Genomic DNA, 17,792 nt, shown 5'->3' with positions numbered 1-17,792 from the left:
TACATAACCTCCGGCTGCTCAGGCCACCTCCCTTTCTTTGATACAGTAGCTGCCCTCTTAACTTGACTGAAACTTGACTGAACTTGGAAATCTTGCTCAACCATCGTCCAAGCTTTACCAGTACTATCATTATTTTAAAGCATCTGAAAGCCGTATCCCATAACACTAATCAACGATTTGTTACACATTTCAATGAAATTGGATAATTATGTAACCTGAAATGTTATGATAACACTCGGAAATTGCAGAAAAAAAATCACAAAAAAAGCATGCCTCCCCTGGGGGAATCATGCTTTTATCCATGTTTTTCTATCCGTCCAGACCGTGCAGCTTACTCCTATTCCACGCCGTCCTTAAAATGCTTCTTGTAATGTTTATCCCCTTTGTGCTCCAAATCCTCAATCGTAAGCTCCAGGGTATGCACAATTTGTTCCTTGACCTGATTCAAGGTGTCAAAATAAACATTTTCCTCCGTCCCCACAATACGTGTACCACTGAGTGCCTGAACGGCCTGGTAGACCCGGTGCTGTTCGGCCAAATCATCAACGGCTTTCAACGTATGTTTCATCTGAAGAAACAGGTCTTTATGATGCTGGGTCGTTAAACGCTTTTCAAGCTCCTCGATTCTGGCATTCATGGCAGCTCTCTCCTTCACAATAAGATGCTTTCGATTATACTCCGTAGCATTCGCATTTCCAATAAATTCTTCCTATATATATCACAGTTTCTTTGCAATGAAACAGGAAATTGACCACTGCTCAGCGAACTATGATAACGTTAACATTTTGCACAGTTACATACACTTAGAAGGACGAAATCGATCAAACATTTGGAGGTAGTAATGGAAAACAACGGACTCGGAGGAAAAAGCATTATCCTCAGACTAGAGATGAATACACAGGAAATCAAATTCGGTCAAGTTGCATCCGCCATATTTGAAGCCGGGGGAGACATGGTCGCCATCGACGTCATTCAGGCGAGCGGCCACATTACCGTACGCGATATTACCATCACGGTCACGGACAGCGTGGATATCGGTAAAATTACAAATTCAATAAAAAATCTAAAAGGCGTCCGGCTCGTCAACGTTTCGGACCGTACCTTCCTGCTGCATCTCGGCGGCAAGATCGAAACCCAGCCCAAAATTCCAATCCAAAACCGCGATGACCTGTCGCGCGTCTATACACCAGATGTTGCCCGCGTATGTGCAGCCATCCAAGAGGACCCGAAAAAGGCCTTTACGCTTACCATTAAAAGAAATACGGTGGCCGTCATCTCGGACGGAAGCGCCGTGCTCGGTTTGGGCAACATCGGTCCTTATGCGGCCATGCCAGTCATGGAAGGAAAGTCGATGCTCTTCAAACAGTTTGCGGGCGTAGACTCCTTCCCGATCTGCCTGGATACCCAGGATACAGAAGAGATTATTGCCTGCATCAAAGCAATGGCTCCAGCTTTTGGAGGCATTAACCTGGAGGATATCTCCTCCCCGCGCTGCTTCGAGATCGAACAACGACTGCGGGATGAGCTGGATATTCCTGTGTTTCACGATGACCAGCACGGCACGGCGGTCGTTCTGTATGCGGCACTGATCAATGCGCTGAAAATTGTCGGGAAATCCATCGATACAGTTAGGATCGTGGTATGCGGAATCGGAGCTGCAGGCGTAGCATGCAGCAAAATCCTCCTGTCGGCCGGTGTCAAAGACATCATTGGCGTAGACCGTGAAGGTGCACTGGTTGCCGGAAAAACTTACAACAATAGTATGTGGCAATGGTACGCAGAGCATACGAATCCGAATAAGGTTGAAGGTTCCTTGCGCGAAGTGATCCAAGGTGCCGACGTATTCATCGGCCTCTCTGCCGGCGGCCTGCTTCGTCGTGAGGATGTACAGGCCATGGCTAAAGATCCGATCGTGTTTGCAATGGCAAACCCTACGCCGGAGATTAAACCGGAAGAGGTTGAGGATATTGTAGGCGTCATTGCAACCGGACGTTCGGATTATCCGAACCAGATTAATAACGTCCTCTGCTTCCCTGGTATTTTCCGAGCGGCCCTGGACTGCCGAGCGACCACGATTAATGAGGAGATGAAGCTGGCTGCAGCCGAAGCCATTGCATCCGCTGTATCGGATGAGGAACGCAACCCGTCGTATATTATTCCAAGCGTATTTAACCAGAACGTCGTAAAAGCCATTCGTGAGCTTGTCGTGAAAGCGGCGGTCAAAACCGGCGTTGCCCGGAGAATCCCGCGTGAATAAAGAATCCCTCATTCGGAAGTTCAATAAGCAGGCAGCGATATATGAAAGAAACACCAGACAGCGCAGGCTCGGTGAGTGGAGACAGCGGCTGCTTCAGGATGTAGAGGGTAACGTGCTTGAAGTAGCTGTCGGCGCAGGCGCGAACTTCCCCTTTTATCAACGCGACAAGGTGAACGTCACGGCTGTCGATTTCAGTCCCGAGATGTTAAACCGTGCGCGGCGTATGGCCTCCGAGCTTGGCATTCGGGCCAATTTCCTGGAACGGGATATCGAAACGCTGGAGCTGCCGGAACGTTCCTATGATTGCGTTGTATCCACCTTGTCGCTATGCGGCTATGAAGATCCGGTCAAAGCTTTGAATAAAATCAACCGCTGGGCCAAGCCTGGCGGCCGCATTTATTTACTGGAGCATGGCATGAGCACGAACCGATTCCTTGGCGCCATGCAGCACCTGATCAACCCCGCAGGACGGCGGATATCCGGCTGTCATTTTAATAGGGACATGATCCATATCGCGAATGCCTCGGAACTGAATATCGTGAAGACGGAACGTTACTGGAACGGCATCGTCCATCTGATCTGGGCGCAAGCAACCTGATCATTCATTCATTTTGACCTGTCGGCATATTTTTAACATAAGCTCTTATTAATTGATCTGGAGGAACTTGTTATGAATACAAGGCCCGATTCTAATGAATACTTACCCCTCGCCGAAAAATACGTCTCTCTTGTCCCCGAAGGCCATATTGCCGAGGTTTTGCAGCGACAGCATGATGAAACGCTAAGATCGCTCAGCGATCTGACGGAAGAACAAGCGAATGTTCGCTATGCGGAAGGGAAATGGAGTCTAAAACAGGTGGTTGGACACATCGCCGATGTAGAGCGCTTATGGAATTACCGCATTCTCTACATCGCGCGTGGAGATGCCCGTGAATTTTCGGGGTATGACCGGGAGATTTTTGTCCAGAACTCTCCCTTCAGCCATCTTCCGTTACGGGAAGCCCTTAAGGATTATGCTGCCGTCCGGCAGTCTACCATTACGCTGGTTGGAAGCTTGACGGAGGAAGCACTGCTGCGTCAGGGCACATTCAACAATTACCCGCTCTCCGCCCGGGCGGCCGCCTATGTCATTGCAGGGCATGAGCTTCATCACCTGAATATTCTACGGGATAAATATTTAACTTAGTTTATGAAGATGACTTAGCGGCATGGTCTAGTATTGCTTATTCTTAACAAAAGGGGGGCCCAAAAAGATCTTAGATCTGACGGGATCCCCCCTTTTTCTGTTAGGAGACGCTCCGTGTACGAATCGTTTCGTCCCATCACTGTTGCTTGTATAGAATCGTTTCGTCCTCTCCGCTACCGTTGTGCGACCCACCAGCTCCTTCTTGTTTGGTTTATACAAAGGGAGGCAGCGCAAGCTGTCTTAACTCCAATTCCATACCTCGATCCGGCCCAAACGGAATCCCCAGAATTCCGACTCCTCCTTCAGCTTCTCCAGCTCCCGTACAGGTCCCGTAACGGTTGCTCCATAAACTTGAACTCCATTTTTCTTCAAGTAGGCCAGCCGGTGTTTGTCATCATCCGCACCGTTATATTTGATATTGTTGGTCATCCATTCAACGTCGGCGATCAGCTGCTGCACATCGTCCGATATTCCTGCCTCCAGCGAGAAAAAAGTATGCCAGGCAGAAAGGAAATGGTTATCGTCAAACATAACCCTGGGCCTCAATGTAAGATGGGGAATCGTGTGACCAGCGCTGCTAGAGCTATAATTACCCAGCTTGAATTCCTTCAGTTCACCAGCATAAACAGCCATATTGGTCGCTCTAACATCATAGTCCGACAGGAGCTCCAAGACCTGCTCCGGTGACTTCAACGTTCGAAGTGAGAAGAATAATTCCGCTACGTTGCCGTCTTCAAGTTTCTCTAACTGGTTCATTGCACCATTCGGATGAGAGGAGTCTGTATTCTTCCCACCCTCCAGCACCGCAGAGTGCAGGTAAAAGGGATTTCTTACATCTCCGTTCAGATAAAGTCCGCGTTCTTCAATGGAATAGGTCAATCCTCCCCCTAACCTCTTCTTCGCATGAAGCTCTCCGAAAATCACCTGCCATTCCCCCACATCCTTATACACTTTCAGCGTTTTCTTCTGGGTGAAGAACGGCGTCACTTCTACCGAAGATAAGCCGCGTTTATCTACCATAAGTCCACTCTCATGCAATTCAACCGTTGTCATGACAGACCTTAAAAATTTATCGTTCAGGCCGGATTGTTCATGATAGATGTAGACGGCTGAATAATACAAGCCATAAAACAAAAATACCATCAACGCAGCTAACAAAGCATTCATAAGCTGCTTTACCCTTGTCCGCCAGGTCATCCGATTCATCACTCCGCATCCATCTCCTCTTCACCTTCTCATTTAGACAACGGTTTGATCCCGCAAATGTTACGGTAAAATAAGAAAAATCGTTACAGCAGCTAAAGACACGCAGCTACCGTAACGATCCCATATCATGATATTCTATATTATTGCACTTCAGAGGACGGGTTGTTTTGTCCGTCCCAGCACTCCACATCTTGAAGCCCTTTGATGCTGTCTTTAGTGAAGACAGGATCAAGACTAGCCCGCTTCTGCTTCAAGTAGTCATTCAGCGCGGCAAAGGCTGTTCGGGAAAGCAGCGTGATCGCCACAAGATTCACAATCACCATCAATCCCATGAACAGGTCGGCCAAATCCCACACCAGCTTCACGCTGGTAACCGAGCCGAAGATGACCATAGCCAGCACGGAAGCCCGATAGACCCATACCCACGCCCGATTCGACTTCAAAAATTCGATATTGGTTTCCCCGTAGTAATAATTGCCGATCAGCGTGCTGAACGCAAACAAGAAGACCATAATCGCCAGGAAGTCGGAAGCCCATGCCCCCATCTCCATGCCCAGCGCAGCCTGGGTCAGGGCGATTCCATCAAGTCCGGTCTGCTGATAAGCACCGGTAAAAAGAATAATGAAGGCGGTGCTTGTACATATGACCAGCGTATCGATCAGTACGCCCAGCGCCTGCACCAGCCCTTGCTTCGCAGGATGGCTTGTTGTTGCGGTAGCTGCCGCGTTAGGCGCGCTCCCCATGCCGGCTTCGTTGGAGAACAGTCCTCTTTTGATCCCGTTCATGAGGGCGGCACCGATTGATCCGCCAACGACCTGCTCATAGCCGAACGCGCTTTTGACGATGAGCGCAAAAACCTCCGGCAGCTTGGTGATGTTGGCTAGTACGATAAACAGCGCGGCACCGACATACACCACAGCCAATACAACAACGATCAGCTCCGACATTTTGGCAATTCGCTTCACGCCGCCAAAGATGATCACCGCGAAGATCACCGCCATCATAATTCCGATGGTTAAACGATCGGTACCGAATGAATTCTCGAAGGCAATCGTAATCGTGTTGGATTGGACCGCATTAAAGACAAGACCGAAGGACAAGGTGATCAGGATCGCAAACAACACGCCCATCCACCGTTTCTTTAATCCTTGCTGCATGTAATAAGCGGGACCGCCGCGGTAACCACCCGCCCCATCTTTTACTTTATAGATCTGGGCCAGCGTACTCTCGATAAAGCTGGATGCCGAACCGATAAGCGCAATGATCCACATCCAGAATACGGCACCAGGTCCCCCAAGCGAGATGGCCAGAGCAACCCCGGTTATATTCCCTGTCCCGACACGGGCAGCCATACTAATGGCAAATGCCTGAAAAGGCGAAATGCTGCCCTTTGCTTTGCTTTTGGGTTCGCGAATCACCCGGAACATCTCGCCGATCAGGCGAAACTGCAGAAACTTGGTCCCCACCGTGAAATACAGGCCAACGGCAATCAGCAATACGATAAGCAGCTTAGACCATAAAAAATCATTAAAAATATTCACTACATGCTGTACAATTTGATCCATACTCTACCCTCGCTATATAAGTCATCACCCATGGTGTAGGTTTTGTGTATAATAGTCCACGTTTCATCTAACCATTACTTCCCCTTCGGAAACAAGAGGTTAATTGTGGTAATTGGAGGACATGGTTTCGACGGGGACCCTCCACCCGAAAGTCGAGACGATTGTTTAGGTACTCCCCTACTCGGCAGCAGGGTGAGCAGAGCATGGACCTCCAAGCGATACCATATAAAAAAGACCCTCCCCTCCACGGGTTTAGCGGAGGGAAAGGGTCTTGTCAGTTATGGCAGGCGGCTGCTTCAACTTGCCTTCCTATGATGAAGGATTCGCGCCCGTGTAGATCAGAATCGCATCGCGGAGGAACACTGCCGTTCCGGGCTGCTTCTCATCGTAATGGGCGGTAAAACGCTCATCGTCAACGTACATCTGAGCGAGGCCTGCGTGGGCCTCTTTACTGTAATCGTTCCAATAATAGGTGAGCCAGCGCTTGTGAAGATCGGCCGCCTTCTGAGCCAGCTCACTGGCAGGATCGCCTTGCTTAAACGCTTCAGCCAGCGTCTTGTACAGTTCATCAGTCAGACGCGTTACTTCCTCATGCTGCTCTTGCGTCATGTTTTTCAGCTTGGCATTGGATTTATTTACAGTCTCTTCGCCATACTTCTCGCGAATTTCCTTACCGTATTTCTTTTCATTATCATCAATCAGCTTCTGCTTGAATCCTTCGAATTTCTCTTGGTCACTCATGGTTTTTCTCCCTTCGGCGGAGGCGATCGTGTTCTCCACATTGGTAATCAGCAAATCCAATTGCCTTCTTTTGTCTAGGAGCTGCGCATGGTGTTCCTGGAGCGCCTTGGTCCGGTTGAAGGATGGCGAGGTCAGAATCTCCTTGATCCCGTCCAATTGAAGACCGAGCTCCCGGTAAAACAAGATCTGCTGCAATTGATTGACCTCCTCCTGCCCATAGATCCGATATCCTGACGAGTTGATTCTGGCCGGCTTCAGAATGCCAATCTCATCGTAATAACGGAGCGTCCGTGTGCTTATTCCCGCCAACTTTCCAAGCTTTTGCACCGTGTATTCCATGGTTTCACCTCCTGACAACATCAATGTACACCTTCACGTAACGTTAAGGTCAACACTTTGTGCAAAAAAAATTATAAATTTCTTAAATACAAAAAAAGAAACTGAATGTATTCTTAACAGAATATCATCCAGTTTCCCCAGCGATCCAATTCAGAATGTTATTTCGCTTCCTCTGTCGTATTCGCCGTTGCTGCTGCGGATTTATCAGCGTCCGTATGCTTCTCGTTAATCCACTGCTTCAAGGGCTCGGTCATTTGATCCTTCAGCTTCTGAACCAATTGATCCTCCGTAATCCCCTTCGTGGCAGCTATCTCGGCTAGCGACTTCCCTTCTTGCATTTCCGCCTTCAGCTCGTTCTCCGATAATCCGAGCAAAGCTGCGATTTCCTCCGGATTCCCGAATTGGCCGAAACCTCGGCCGCCTTTTCCATGACCTTTTCCAAAACCGGCTTCGCTGCTCTCCACGATTTGTGTAAGGCGCGCGCTCAGAGCCTCTTTCCACTCGGCTGCTTCGGTTTCCGTCATGCTGCCTTCACTCAGACGTTCATCGATCTTGGCGGTTTCCAGCTCGGTCAGCTTCTGGACAAACACGGATTGGGTCATTCCCTTGCCTTCGGCAATTTCGGCAAACGTGCTGCCCGCTTCAAGCGCCGTCCGGATTTCGGCCTCCGTGAGCCCAAGGATCTCGGCCGTCTCTTTGACGATATTGCCGCCGCGAGGGCCGCCCGCCTTATAATCCATCCACTTTCCATCTCGGTTCTTCACTGCATCCGCAGCTGATGAGTCTGTCCCCGTCTGTCCATCCTCCGATACGGAGGTTGAAGCGTCCGTGCTCGCTGCTGCAAAAACCTTGTTCTGAAGGTACCCGGCTCCTCCCAGCACAATCGCTGCCGCCATGCTGCTTACCAATACTTTTTTACTTATCGGATTCATCGTCATCTCTCCTTTTAGGGTCAGGGTTTGTCTTACAATTTGAAGTATAGAGAGGGAATCTGAAAGTAAACTTAAGGGAATGTTATGCCTGGCTTAGGCTAAGCTGAAGGTTTGCTGAATGCCAAAAGACGCGCTGCTCCCTGTGCGCACGGTGGGTGGCCTGGGGTATGCTTGGAGACGCGAAATACCGCGTTCACCTCGGAGCGTAAACGCGGCTTGCATCCATTCTCTATCGAAAAGACAACGTGCGGGCGGAGGCCAGCTTGCGAACCGTCAGCCACAGGGATATAAGAAGCAGCAGCTCGAATACGTTCGTGGCAGCCGAGCTTTCGATCGGAATCGGGATGGCGCTCCCGGCTGCCATCATCACCGTGCCGATGAACAGCAGCGGCGTCTTGTTCCTCCGCCATACGATAATGCCTGCCGTCAGCAGCGGGATCAGAATCAGGATGACCATGAGCGGCGGCCCCCCGGATTCGGTCGAAACGTAACGAAGCGCTCCGTATTCCATAGAGGGCTGGAGCTTGAGCTGCAGCGTCTCCGTCACCACTTCGAGCACGATGAGGGCCGCGGTGAAAAGCCAGGCTCCCCATGCGGCGGCCAGCTTGTTGGCCCAAGGGCTTCCGGCCTTGCGTATCAGATCGAACGACACGAGCACAAGCAGCGGCGTTGCCATCGCATGCACCCAGAAACGCGCAACGTTTAGCCTCTCCAGCAGGTCTCCCTCCCCGATATATTTCCCGATGCCGATCACGCCGTTATCCCAGACCAGTCCGGCCGTTACGATCAGAAGCAAGTACCGAAGGCCCGGTGACGCATCCCGCTTCAGCAGCACACAACCATACAGAAACAGCACGGCATAGATAACGGCCAAGCCGAAATACAGCACAGAATCCATGGTTCATATCTCCTTTCATCTTAACTCCTCATGATCTGATCTGATCGACCCTTGCAGCACGTACTGATAGGTTTTATACCCGTTAGCCCGCCATCCTAACCTAAGTGTATGTATATGAAACAGGTCGCTGAAGATGCGGGGGATTTTGTAATGGAGCCGCGAAAGGAATGTCCGGTGCGTAAAGCGCAAAAAACCGCCGGAGCCAGCTCTCCAGCGGTTTCTATCCGTAAATCCCTGCGGTTCAACAAGTGATCCATTCTCTCGAGCAATCAGATTGAGAAGCCTGCTTCCCCTACTCCTCCGCTTCCGAAATGGCCCGACGGGCAAGATTCGTCAGCACGACATCGTCCATCGGCGGATTATGAAGACCCGCCCGAACATCCCTGTACATTCGTTCCAACGGGAGCGTCCGGGAGAGACTTAATCCTCCGACGATCCGCATAGCATGATCAACAATCCGGACCGCTGCATTGGTCACAACATACTTGGCAAGACCCAGCTCAGGCTTAAGCGCAGCGCGGTTCTCCACTTCCTTGTCCCAGCGGTCGGCGGTTTGATACAAATAGCTGCGGGCCGTAAGCAGGTCCACTTCGATTTCGGCGATATGTCTTTGGATATTCGGCAATTCGGCAATGGGGACCGTCAAGGAGTTCGGTTTATGATGACGGGCAAAATCAATGGCAAAATTGCGCGCGGCATAAGCAATCCCCATATAACATGCCGGTATGTGAAGCAGAATGCCTTCCGTTGGCACGGGAAACTCAGGCTTCTCGTAATCGAGTCCCCGAATGACTTCCGTCTCCGGCACGAAGACGTCCTCCAGGATCACGTCATGGCTTCCCGTTGCCCGCATGCCCATCGTATTCCAGGTTTCCTCGACCCTGACCCCGGGTCCGCTGCGCACAAGGAATGCACCGACCTTCTCGCTATGCTCGATACCAGCCGTAACCACAAATTGCTTCAAGATCGGGCTTAACGTGCTGAAGGTTTTGCGCCCGGTAATGCGCCAGCCGCCAGGCACCCGCCGTGCCGTGGTCTCCGGCCTTCCGCCCCGGCTGGGACTCCCTGTCGCAGGTTCGCTTGCCAGTTCATTAATGACCACACCTTCGGCCACAACATCCTTGCAGAGTCTCTCAAATAACGGCTCCGGCCAAGCTCCGGATAGGCGCAGCTGGAGTATTTGCCCGATATGCCAACCGACCGCCAGCGCCGTAGAGCCGTCGCCTCTGGCGAGTCTTTCCTGGGCAAGCACCATTTCGTATACGGATGCTTCTTCTCCTCCAAAGGATGCCGGTACGGTCAGCTTCAGATAGCCCGACTCCTTCAGGTCATCAAAATTCTCGAACGGAAACGATCCCTCCAAATCGTGCCGTGGAGCTCTTTCTGCGAATTTTGCCCCAAGCGTATCGGCCCGAGCTGCGATCATGGCTTCGCGTTCATTACGTATGAATGGATCTGTGGAACCGGATCGATTCAAGTTTGTCCCCTCCTTGCTAACCCTTGTATTCCGATGGATATATACTTAAAATTGTAGCAACCCTATTTTGGGGTGTCAATGAAGGGGATCACCGATCGCCGCTCCCCCCTTTAGTTCGGATATATCCAGTGTATGAATTCCGAATCCTCGTGACTCTTCTGGAATCCCAGTTTAAGCAAAACATGCTGAGAAGCCGCATTCCCAGGTTCACTTCTGGCGATGATGGATTTGACGTCCCGCTGATGCGAAGCCCAATCCAATAGTTTTTGCGCCGCTTCATGACAGTACCCTTGCCGCTGATGGCTTGGATTGGTGGCAAAGCCGATTTCGATTCTGCCCTCCGGATCAGGCTCTCCCAGGAATCCGATGCCGCCAACAATATCGCGCGTGGCTTTGTCGACGATAATCCATGAGTCAAAGCCCCGAGTGCCATGATTCTTGATCAACAACTCCCGGAAAAAAGGCAATGCCTCATAAAAGTCGGGTCCCGGCCATTCGCCGTTGCTATGGTATCCTAAATCCTCGAATGCCTTCGGATCTCGGCGCGCCGCCGCGCCGATCAAATCCAGATCCAATGTTCTAAGCAGTAAACGCTTAGTTTCCAGTTCCATAATGTGGTTCACCTGTCCTTCTCAAGATTTTGATTATTTTTATTAGAAAACATAAAAAGACGGAAAATGAACTCGAGTCATTCTCCGCCTCTATATGAAGTCTACGTGCTAATTGCATCCATAAGAAAAACATCCATCGATTTGCACTTCATAGAGGACAGACCGCGTTTAGATGAAGTTTTTCTTGTGATTATCGAATGGTTCAGCTTCGCTGAAAACGTACAATTTCAATAATCTAATAAAAAATCCGCGCTGCAGAAACAACGCGGATCCAAGACGCAAATAGGATAGTCTACCCAAGGCTTCCTTGATCTCCGCAGTTCTTAACTCCACCATATTTCCCCGAAGAATGCATATTGAATGAAACCTAGCCTGTCTACAGCTATGTCAAGTCAAGCGTTCTTCCGACCTATGGTTCAAACAAAGTTAAGAACAACAAATCTCTCCTTAAAGTAGGTTTTACATATTATACCTATCCCCAGATCAAAGCGTCAAGCTTTAAACCCCTCTTCCGGTATAAGTCTACAACGCGTTCTCCGTCAGAAATGAAGCGATGGCTTCATGGACTTCATCCGGGTTATCCAAATTCGTTGCATGGTGAGCGTTCCGGATGATTTTTAATCGCGAATTCGCAATTCTCTCCTGCATGTACTCCTGCTGCCTTCGGATCATCGTGTCGCTCTCTCCTTGAAGAAGCAAGGTTGGACAATGAATCTTATGCAGATCCTGCGTGCTGTCCATCCGGGTCACCGCATCCCATATCCGAACCCAGTTGGAATGCGGGATGGAACGAAAGGCTTTCTCTATATAAGCTTGATTGCCCTTGTTATACTTGGATAGCATTTTCCCCTGCATTTTTCCCGATAAGGACATCGGCATCAAGTAGCTTGACCAGCGATTGAGCGGCACGAACATTCGCTCATACCAATTGAACGCATTCGTGAACGGCGTACCGATCAGTACAAGGGCTGCGACCTTGTCTGGATGGCGAACGGCAGTCTGCAGCGAAATATGCCCGCCCAGGGACAGCCCGCAAAGAATCGCTTTTTCAATGCCCAGTCCGCTTAGCAAATCCGCCAGATCCCTGCTGAAATCCTCCGAATCCACTTTTCCGTCCGGCAAGGAAGACGAACCATGTCCCCGAACATCCCACACCACGGTTTGATACTGACGGGAGAAATAATCGACTTGCTGTCGCCATTGTTTATGATTCCATGAGGCCCCATGCGTAAAAACCAGCGGTTTTCCTTCTCCCTTTACTTCATAGTACAATTCGACTTCCCTTCCTTTGAAAATCGGCATAACGAATCCTCCTTGCTATATTTGAATTATTGCGTACCTGCATTCCGTAACGGAGCAAATATCACCTGAAAGCACTCATCAAACAGTTCCTCCAGCGTTCGGTTTGACTCTTTAATCCAGATCATCATGGCTCCGCTAATCGCGGCTTGCAGTACCCTGCTAACCATAGCGACGTCGCATCCAGCGATTTCTTTGTTCATAATCGCCTGGTTCAGCATCTGCCGGGTAAACTCATCGATCAGCTGCAGCCGGTACCGGGTCTTCTCCAACAAATCCGGATCATTCGTCCCTTCCAGATAGAAGGAAGTATGGTTAGCCAATTCAACAGGATCTTTCATATGTAAAACCGCATCCCGAAACACGGCCTTTAATGCATCAATTCTGGATTGATCGGTTAAGCTGGCCTTTTGAAAGGCATGCCTGGTTAATTCAATAACATAATCGCTGTAGGCCAGGAACAAATTCTTCTTCGAACCGAATCGCTTCATTAGGGCTGCCGGCGAAATATTCACTTCATGCGTGATGTCGGTTAATGCTGCTTGACCGTAGCCTTTTTTGCACAGTGCCCGGTAGACACCGTAGAAGATAGCCTCATCTTGGAATTCGCGAGGTCTTACCATAACGTAATCTCCTCTCTCCAGTTAGTGAATGATCATTTACTAACCATTGTTTCATAAACCTTCTCCAATGTAAACTGTGAAATGCCTGAAGGCGAACACGCACATCAAGATATGGCCTGACTCCTGCAAAAAGGCTCTGTTCACCTCTGCTGACCGCTCTCGTGTGTAATCCGGATGTCGTTTTTAATAGAAAAACGCAACTTCCTTATACTCTTGGACCGAATTAACCTCTATACTGACAGTAGAAGGAAACCATAATCTAGGAGGAGCTGAACCCATTGCGTACCAAATTCATTTACCAGGCACCTGCAAACGGTTATCCCGAATGGAATAATAATCCGAATATTTATCAGCTAAACCGTCACAAAGCCCATGCTTACATGATGACGTTTCCGTCGGAGTCTGAGGCGTTGAACCATGCCCACTCCATGTCCCCTTGGTATCAGTCATTGAACGGGATATGGAAGTTTGCATTTGCCGAAACCCCTGACAAGCGCATCCAAAATTTCTACGAGGCCGACTATGATTCCGGCAGCTGGGCCGATATGCCCGTCCCTTCCCATTGGCAGCTTCAAGGCTATGACTATCCTCAATATACGAATGTTAGATACCCTTGGTCCGAATTGGAGCCTGAATTAAAAGCCCCCTTCGCGCCAACGAGATACAATCCCGTAGGCTCCTACATCCGTGAATTCACGGTACCGGACACATGGAAGGAACAGCCCGTTTACATTAGCTTCCAAGGTGTTGAATCCGCTTTCTATGTATGGGTGAACGGCGAGATGGCCGGATACAGCGAGGATACGTTTACGCCGGCCGAGTTCGACATTACTCCTTATCTGATCGAAGGCAAGAACAAATTGGCTGTTGAGGTTTACCGATGGTGCGACGCGAGCTGGCTGGAAGACCAGGATTTCTGGAGGCTTAGCGGGATCTTTCGCGAAATCTACCTCTATTCCGTCCCTGCCATCCATATCTCCGATTTCTTCGTGCGCCCGGTTCTTGATGACGAATACCGGAATGCCGAGCTGCAGATCAATGCAACCGTTACGAATTACTTTAATGAAACCATCGATAAGGACAAGCTTCAGCTTGAGGCGCTTCTATACGATCAGAACCGTCAGCTGGTCAAGAAACAAGCACTCACCATAGCGGATTACATTATCGATGAGGGCAGCTTCACCCTGAGCATGGACGTTCCCGAGCCCCAAAAATGGAGCGCGGAATCACCTTATTTGTACACCGTCGTTCTGGCATTGAAGGATACGGACGGAGCTTGCCGCGGAGCCGTAAGCTGCCGCACGGGTTTCCGCCGCTTCGAGCTGAAGGACGGATTGATGCGAATCAACGGTCAGCGCATTCTGTTCAAAGGCGTGAACCGGCATGAATTCTCCCCGGATACCGGGCGGGCGCTTAGCCGTGAAGACATGATCACCGATATTGAGCTGATGAAGACGCATAACATTAATGCGGTACGGACCTCCCATTACCCGAATCAATCCGTATGGTATGACCTCTGCGATGAATACGGTTTATATGTGATCGATGAGACGAATCTGGAGACGCACGGAACCTGGACGTATGGACAGCAGGAGCTGGAAGAAACGGTGCCCGGCAGCAAGCTCGAGTGGCGCGACAACGTATTGGACCGCTGCAATTCGATGTTTCAACGGGACAAGAATCACCCCTCCGTCATCATCTGGTCGCTTGGCAATGAATCGTTCGGAGGCGACAACTTCATTGCCATGCACGATTTTCTGAAGGAAGCCGATCCGTCGCGGCTGGTTCATTACGAGGGAATCTTTCATTACAGGGCGTCCGAAGCGGCCAGCGACATGGAATCCACCATGTATGCAAAACCGCAGGATGTAGAGAAATATGCCAACAGCAACCCGGACAAGCCTTATATCATTTGCGAGTACAGTCACGCGATGGGCAATTCCTGCGGCGGGCTTCACCTGTATTGGGAGCTGTTTGAGAGGTACGACATTTTGCAGGGAGCTTTTATATGGGACTGGATCGATCAAGCGATCCGCACCCAAACGGCGGACGGAATCGAATATTTAGCGTATGGCGGAGACTTCAACGAAACGCCGCATGACGGCAACTTCAGCGGAAACGGCCTGATCTTCGCGGACCGCAGCAAAACCCCCAAGCTGGACGAAGTAAAAAAATGCTACCAGAACGTCAAGTTTGAATGTTTGGACCCTGCCGCAGGCCGGATTCGGGTCAGCAACCGTTTCTTGTTTACCAATCTCGATTCGTATCTTGTAAAATGGGAGATCCAACTGAACGGAGAAGAAAGCCAATCCGGCACGCTCCAGCTCTCGCTCCAGCCCGGTGACCATTCCGAAATCAAGATTCCGTATTCCCCTATCGAGGACGATGAAAAAGAAGCGATTCTCACCGTCTCCCTCGTTCGGAAGGAGAGCACCAAGTGGGCACCAGCGGGGCATGAAGAGGCTTGGGAGCAGTTCGCGCTAACGACCTATATAGCGGCGAACCAACCGGAAACAGACACTCTTGCAAACGCGCAGGCTCTGGAAGTTACCGAGTCGGATGAAGAGCTTCTCATCTCGGGCCCTGCCGTTTCGTTACGCTTCCACCTTGGCACCGGCGATCTGACATCTTACGCGCAGTCCGGCAAGGAATACCTGCTCGCACCGGCCAGACCGAATTTCTGGCGGGCCGTCACCGATAACGATCTGGGCAACCGGCTCCCCGAACGCTGCGGCGTATGGAGAACGGCCCATGATCAGCGGAAGCTGCTGGCTCTGCGCTGGCATACGGAAGGTCCTGCCGTCGTGGTCTCCAGTCACTATCAGATTGAGACACATCCCGTATCCGGTTTGACTCTGGAGTATCGAATCTTCCCGGATGGGACCATCCGCGTGCAAGAAACCTTTGTCCCGGGCAGCGGCTTGCCAGACATTCCGGAAATCGGCATGCTGTTCTTGCTGGATGAAAGTCTCGATATGCTCAGCTGGTATGGGCGGGGGCCGCATGATAATTATTGGGACCGGAAGTCGGGGGCCAAAATCGGTCGATACACAGGAAAAGCAGCCGGTCAGTTCGTTCCTTATCTAAGACCTCAAGAATGCGGGAACAAAACGGATGTCCGCTTCGCGAGTCTCACCGAAGGAAGCAGCGGGGAAGGTCTACGATTCGAAAGCTCCTCCCTCATGGAGGTATGCGCCCTGCCGTGGACGCCGGATGAACTCGAGGGCAGCGACCATATGTACAAGCTCCCGCCAAGCGATAAAACCGTCCTCCGCATTAACTATAAGCAAATGGGCGTGGGCGGTGACGACAGCTGGGGAGCGCCGATCCACGAAGAATTTACGCTACCTTCCAACCGTACGTACAGCTTCGGCTTTACGATGGGGGCAGCACGCTAAACCCCTCTATAAAACAAATACAAAGAGCAGCTTCTAAGATTAGAAGCTGCTCTTTCCATGATTCAAGATCATGCTCTCTCGCCACCGGATGGGTAGCTAAAGAGCATTTTCCTATTCTTAGATCGTGCCCGATGCTAGTTCGCCATCGCTTAGGCCTGTGCACCCTGCAGCTCGTGACGATCCGATTCGTCCCGAATGTCGCCCACGATTTCCTCCAGAATATCCTCCATCGTCACCAGCCCGATCACCGCGCCGGATTCGTTCGCGACAATAGCCATATGCACACGGATTTGCTGCATCTTGATCAGGACGTCCTTGATCGAAGATGATTCCGGAAAACGCGGCATGTCATGAATAAAGTCATTCACGCTGCAGTTTCTTCCGGCCGCTATGCCCGTCAGCATCTCCTTGGTATGGATAAACCCGATGAAATCCTCCGTGCGTCCCGCTTCCGTCACCGGGTAACGGGTATAGTCGTACTCCCCGAGAACTTCCAGGATATTGGCAAGGGGCCACCCTCGTTCTACCGTGACGATGCGATCTCTCGGGACCATGATTTCCCGCAAGGTGCGCTCCTCAAAAGCAAATATATTGGTCAAATACCCCATCTCGGTTTGGTTAATTTCGCCGCTCTCGTAGCTCTGATCCACGATCCACTTCAATTCCTCTTCGGAATGGACCGTTTCATGCCCTGCGGGCTTTACGCCGAATAATCGAAGCAGCAGACGTGAAGCTCCATTCAGTGCATAGATAAACGGATACATGATCTTCCCAAACCAATACAAGGGAGGTGCCAGCAGTAACGTCATTTTCTCGTCAAATTGGATCGCTAGTGTTTTAGGTGCCAGTTCCCCGATGACAACGTGCAGGAACGTAATGATCCCAAGGGCAATGGCATAAGAGAGTACCGTTGCCACCGCCGCCGGCACGTCGAATCGTTCAAACAGCGGGTGCAGCATTCTTTCGACGGTCGGTTCGCCCAGCGCGCCGAGCACGAGGGCCGTAATAGTGATTCCAAGCTGGCAAGCGGACAAGTAGTAATCCAGCTCATGGGCTACCTTCCTGGCCGTGACCGCCCGTTTATTCCCCTCTGCGATCAATTGATCGATCTGGGACAGCCGCACCTTCAATATGGCGAATTCGGCGCCCACGAAAAATGCAGTCAGTCCTATAAACACGGCTACCAAAAATAAATTTAACACGATTATTCCGTCCAATGATTTCCCTCTGGCGAGGGATTCACCTCCAAAAAAGTTATGG

General features: G+C 50.6%; 15 protein-coding genes. 4 read left to right on the top strand and 11 right to left on the bottom strand.

The window, feature by feature from the left end:
* Positions 1 to 337 precede the first annotated feature (337 nt).
* On the bottom strand, positions 338 to 637 hold the full coding sequence (locus OHJ21_RS24110) for a hypothetical protein (protein WP_036638865.1): 300 nt from the start codon (positions 635 to 637) through the stop codon (positions 338 to 340).
* Between the two features lie 204 nt (positions 638 to 841).
* Between OHJ21_RS24110 and OHJ21_RS24105 the strand changes: the two genes are divergently transcribed.
* The 3 genes from OHJ21_RS24105 to OHJ21_RS24095 all read left to right on the top strand — a co-directional run bounded on the left by OHJ21_RS24105 (position 842) and on the right by OHJ21_RS24095 (position 3,443).
* On the top strand, positions 842 to 2,257 hold the full coding sequence (locus OHJ21_RS24105; RefSeq protein ID WP_100540123.1) for an NAD-dependent malic enzyme: 1,416 nt from the start codon (positions 842 to 844) through the stop codon (positions 2,255 to 2,257).
* Positions 2,250 to 2,855: a class I SAM-dependent methyltransferase gene (locus OHJ21_RS24100; protein ID WP_486021369.1), complete on the top strand. Its 606-nt coding sequence runs from the start codon at positions 2,250 to 2,252 to the stop codon at positions 2,853 to 2,855. Before OHJ21_RS24105 ends, OHJ21_RS24100 begins: the two co-directional genes overlap by 8 nt.
* A gap of 72 nt (positions 2,856 to 2,927) precedes the next feature.
* Positions 2,928 to 3,443, top strand: a complete 516-nt coding sequence (locus OHJ21_RS24095) for a DinB family protein (RefSeq protein ID WP_100540121.1) — start codon at positions 2,928 to 2,930, stop codon at positions 3,441 to 3,443.
* 240 nt (positions 3,444 to 3,683) lie between these two features.
* On the opposite strand, the gene OHJ21_RS24090 is transcribed toward OHJ21_RS24095, so the two are convergent.
* The 9 genes from OHJ21_RS24090 to OHJ21_RS24050 all read right to left on the bottom strand — a co-directional run bounded on the left by OHJ21_RS24090 (position 3,684) and on the right by OHJ21_RS24050 (position 13,134).
* On the bottom strand, positions 3,684 to 4,649 hold the full coding sequence (locus OHJ21_RS24090; protein WP_100540120.1) for an anti sigma factor C-terminal domain-containing protein: 966 nt from the start codon (positions 4,647 to 4,649) through the stop codon (positions 3,684 to 3,686).
* A 140-nt stretch (positions 4,650 to 4,789) separates the two neighbouring features.
* Positions 4,790 to 6,214: an alanine/glycine:cation symporter family protein gene (locus OHJ21_RS24085; protein ID WP_486021368.1), complete on the bottom strand. Its 1,425-nt coding sequence runs from the start codon at positions 6,212 to 6,214 to the stop codon at positions 4,790 to 4,792.
* Between the two features lie 309 nt (positions 6,215 to 6,523).
* Positions 6,524 to 7,294 carry a MerR family transcriptional regulator gene (locus OHJ21_RS24080; protein ID WP_100540118.1) on the bottom strand — a complete coding sequence of 257 codons (771 nt, stop codon included), beginning with the start codon at positions 7,292 to 7,294 and terminating at the stop codon, positions 6,524 to 6,526.
* A gap of 158 nt (positions 7,295 to 7,452) precedes the next feature.
* A complete protein-coding gene (locus OHJ21_RS24075) occupies positions 7,453 to 8,226 on the bottom strand; it encodes a hypothetical protein (RefSeq protein ID WP_486021367.1) in 774 nt (257 codons plus the stop codon).
* 229 nt (positions 8,227 to 8,455) lie between these two features.
* Positions 8,456 to 9,124 (bottom strand): hypothetical protein, encoded by a 669-nt coding sequence (locus tag OHJ21_RS24070; RefSeq protein WP_486021366.1) that lies wholly within the window; start codon positions 9,122 to 9,124, stop codon positions 8,456 to 8,458.
* Positions 9,125 to 9,416: 292 nt separating this feature from the next.
* Entirely contained in the window at positions 9,417 to 10,601 is a 1,185-nt protein-coding gene (locus tag OHJ21_RS24065; RefSeq protein WP_207797523.1) for an acyl-CoA dehydrogenase family protein, read from the bottom strand.
* A gap of 110 nt (positions 10,602 to 10,711) precedes the next feature.
* On the bottom strand, positions 10,712 to 11,215 hold the full coding sequence (locus tag OHJ21_RS24060; protein ID WP_486021396.1) for a GNAT family N-acetyltransferase: 504 nt from the start codon (positions 11,213 to 11,215) through the stop codon (positions 10,712 to 10,714).
* A gap of 519 nt (positions 11,216 to 11,734) precedes the next feature.
* Entirely contained in the window at positions 11,735 to 12,514 is a 780-nt protein-coding gene (locus tag OHJ21_RS24055; RefSeq protein ID WP_100540114.1) for an alpha/beta fold hydrolase, read from the bottom strand.
* A gap of 26 nt (positions 12,515 to 12,540) precedes the next feature.
* Entirely contained in the window at positions 12,541 to 13,134 is a 594-nt protein-coding gene (locus OHJ21_RS24050; protein ID WP_486021365.1) for a TetR/AcrR family transcriptional regulator, read from the bottom strand.
* Positions 13,135 to 13,412: 278 nt separating this feature from the next.
* Between OHJ21_RS24050 and lacZ the strand changes: the two genes are divergently transcribed.
* On the top strand, positions 13,413 to 16,532 hold the full coding sequence (gene lacZ, locus OHJ21_RS24045) for a beta-galactosidase, LacZ type (protein WP_486021364.1): 3,120 nt from the start codon (positions 13,413 to 13,415) through the stop codon (positions 16,530 to 16,532).
* Between the two features lie 149 nt (positions 16,533 to 16,681).
* On the opposite strand, the gene OHJ21_RS24040 is transcribed toward lacZ, so the two are convergent.
* Positions 16,682 to 17,749: a hemolysin family protein gene (locus tag OHJ21_RS24040; protein ID WP_486021363.1), complete on the bottom strand. Its 1,068-nt coding sequence runs from the start codon at positions 17,747 to 17,749 to the stop codon at positions 16,682 to 16,684.
* Positions 17,750 to 17,792: the final 43 nt, after the last annotated feature.

Source organism: Virgibacillus sp. LDC1, assembly GCF_025792345.1.
GTDB lineage: Bacteria > Bacillota > Bacilli > Paenibacillales > Paenibacillaceae > Paenibacillus_AQ > Paenibacillus_AQ lautus.
Note: the sequence above shows the minus strand (reverse complement) of the source record. Positions and strands in the feature narration are given on the sequence as shown.

Excerpts from the sequence above, each read along its gene's own strand:
- OHJ21_RS24110 (WP_036638865.1), bottom strand. The coding sequence starts at position 637 with ATGAATGCCAGAATCGAGGAGCTTGAAAAGCGTTTAACGACCCAGCAT.
- OHJ21_RS24105 (WP_100540123.1), top strand. The coding sequence starts at position 842 with ATGGAAAACAACGGACTCGGAGGAAAAAGCATTATCCTCAGACTAGAG.
- OHJ21_RS24095 (WP_100540121.1), top strand. The coding sequence starts at position 2,928 with ATGAATACAAGGCCCGATTCTAATGAATACTTACCCCTCGCCGAAAAA.
- OHJ21_RS24090 (WP_100540120.1), bottom strand. The coding sequence starts at position 4,649 with ATGAATCGGATGACCTGGCGGACAAGGGTAAAGCAGCTTATGAATGCT.
- OHJ21_RS24085 (WP_486021368.1), bottom strand. The coding sequence starts at position 6,214 with ATGGATCAAATTGTACAGCATGTAGTGAATATTTTTAATGATTTTTTA.
- OHJ21_RS24080 (WP_100540118.1), bottom strand. The coding sequence starts at position 7,294 with ATGGAATACACGGTGCAAAAGCTTGGAAAGTTGGCGGGAATAAGCACA.
- OHJ21_RS24075 (WP_486021367.1), bottom strand. The coding sequence starts at position 8,226 with ATGAATCCGATAAGTAAAAAAGTATTGGTAAGCAGCATGGCGGCAGCG.
- OHJ21_RS24070 (WP_486021366.1), bottom strand. The coding sequence starts at position 9,124 with ATGGATTCTGTGCTGTATTTCGGCTTGGCCGTTATCTATGCCGTGCTG.
- OHJ21_RS24055 (WP_100540114.1), bottom strand. The coding sequence starts at position 12,514 with ATGCCGATTTTCAAAGGAAGGGAAGTCGAATTGTACTATGAAGTAAAG.
- OHJ21_RS24050 (WP_486021365.1), bottom strand. The coding sequence starts at position 13,134 with ATGGTAAGACCTCGCGAATTCCAAGATGAGGCTATCTTCTACGGTGTC.